The organism is Halomonas sp. MCCC 1A11062 (genome assembly GCF_021404355.1).
GTDB lineage: Bacteria > Pseudomonadota > Gammaproteobacteria > Pseudomonadales > Halomonadaceae > Halomonas > Halomonas aerodenitrificans.
Map to the genome: position 1 here is coordinate 1 of NZ_JABFTW010000051.1, position 2229 is coordinate 2229.

1 protein-coding gene is annotated in these 2229 nt (G+C 59.1%); it reads left to right on the top strand.

All coding sequences use genetic code 11. From position 1 onward, the window contains the following. The first annotated feature begins 230 nt into the window (after positions 1-230). Positions 231-947, top strand: a complete 717-nt coding sequence (locus HOP58_RS22705) for a DNA-directed RNA polymerase (protein WP_234261901.1) — start codon at positions 231-233, stop codon at positions 945-947. The last annotated feature ends 1282 nt before the right edge of the window (positions 948-2229 follow it).

The following is a 2229-nucleotide window of genomic DNA, read 5'->3' on the forward strand; positions in this document are numbered from 1 at the left end:
CACTTCCAGAAGCTGGAACTGGTCGTCAGCAACGTCAAGTTCCAGGACGGGGAGCAAGTGGTTGATCAATCAGACAGGAATGCGGCCTGATCGCCATCCACCAGATTTGACGATAACTCCGCGGCAACGTGCAGCAGCCCTTCCCAGCCTGTAACTGGCGGTGCTCAGGACGAGCGCCGAGGGCGGGGTGCGTCTAACGAACGCACCTGAAGACCCGTGATGGCAGCACAATGATTACTTGCCGTGAGGCAATCGAGGACCACGTAGCAAACATCCAGGCCGCCGAGGAGGCCCGTGCAAGGGCCGCAGGCACCAAGCCCATGGCAGTACACCCCTTTGGTGATCCGGCCTCTGAGCTGCCCTTGGTGGACGCTGTAGCGGTGCTCACCAGGGTGATCTGGGACAGTATCGGGGAGGTGGTAGTGGCAGCCCGTGCTGGTATGTCCATGATACAGGGTATCGCGAAGGTAGCGGCAGCCAAGAACAAGCCGCTCACCTGGACCACTCCTACCGGGTTCATCGTGGAGCAGGTGATCTACCGGGACGAGGCTTACCGTGTTCGCACGCAACTGTTCGGGGGCATGGCCCTACAGCTACGGGAACCGACCGGACGCCTGGACGTGCGCAGGATGAAAAGCAGTGCTGCGCCTAACTACGTGCACAGCATGGATGCCTCGCATCTCATCAAGTCCGTGAACGGCTTCTATGGTGCCGGTATCGGCAGCATTGCAGTCATCCATGACTCATTTGGCACACATGCTGGGAACACGGAGACCCTGCGTGCCGTGCTGTGCCGGGAGTTCGTGGAGCTGTACATGGAGAACCGCCTGGAGGAGTTCAAGGAGGAGGTGGAGGAAGCACTGCTGGAGGAGATCGACCTGGAGGTGCCGATGGTGGGCACCTTGGACCTGCTGGAAATCATCGAGAGCAATTACTGCTTCGCCTGAAGCCTGCACTGCCAGGGGCCACAGCCTACCCGCTGGGCTCCTGGATCATGCCAGCGCCCACCCCCTGTGACTTCGCGCTTTGCCACGTACCAGCTTGCTCAGGGTCGATTGATCGAGGTCGAGTATTTCCACGGCGACCTTCTGGCACGAGAAGTGGTACAAATTCCCCAAGGGGCTACGGAGGGTTACGGGCTGTCCGTGGAATCTTTCTGGCCGCCCCTGCACCCGCTCTTGCTCACTTGGGGCTGTGGCTGCTTGCCGTTGCTCTAGACGTTCTTTTTGAATACTCACGCGCCTGCGGTGTGCTGCCCGCATCGCTTCCGACAGGCTCCCAAGCTTCAGATGTTCCGGGTTGATACAAAGCCGGTTTCCGCACTCCTGCCTGACTACTAAGCCCGCAATGTCTACAAGTCTTAGCTGTTTGGCCTCGCAATATGCAGCCCGGTGCGCACCAGTCATGCAGCCGTCAAATATGCGGTTTCCGTATCCCCCGGAGTTTACTGACCCACCCCACTCTATACATTTGCCCATCTGGCTCTCCCTCGGTTTGGTTGATGAGGCCCGCTTAAGCGAGCGATTGCGGAGCCGCAACCACTAGAGGTCTGGCGCCGGTATCTCCTTTAGTGGGCTCTTTGCTGTCGTCGGGTTAGAGTGGAAAGAAACAAGGAGGCAGCATGCAGGCTCTCATCGACTGGATAACAGGCTGGCCGGGGCGGGTTTACTCGGACATCGTGAGCACTGATGCGGGGACGTGGCTGGCGTTGGCGGGCTTCGCCTGGCTGGTGTGGATGCTCGCCAGTAGCGACCGTAAGGCAAGGGAGACACGGCGCAAATCCGAGGAGCGACAGGCAGCGCAGCGCCCAAGGCGGGAGCTATCGCCACGTGACGCAGCGCTTAGGGAGGAGTGCTTACGCAGGGACAGCGAAGCCATGCGCAGGAGGTCAGGGAAGTCCTGATGCAGCGCCTACTTGGTGAACCATTGCCTCGAACGCAGAGCCGGGCAGAGCAAAGAACAGACAGATGGTTAGGCATGCTCGGACTACTGCAAGTAGACCAGTCTACAGTTGTAGACTCCTGACCGTCTTTCCAGGGCCTGACCGACGGGCACTAGCAGTGTTTGCAGACATAGCCATCCCGCAGCCAGAAACGGAGCCTTCATGCCACGAGCTATGGTGATTTCTGGTGTATGGGAGGAGGTAGGAAGGGTGGCGTATCCTGTTGATTGATCACGACCAAGATCTCAATCAACATGAGTGGATACGCCATGACCGATTCTACCCTC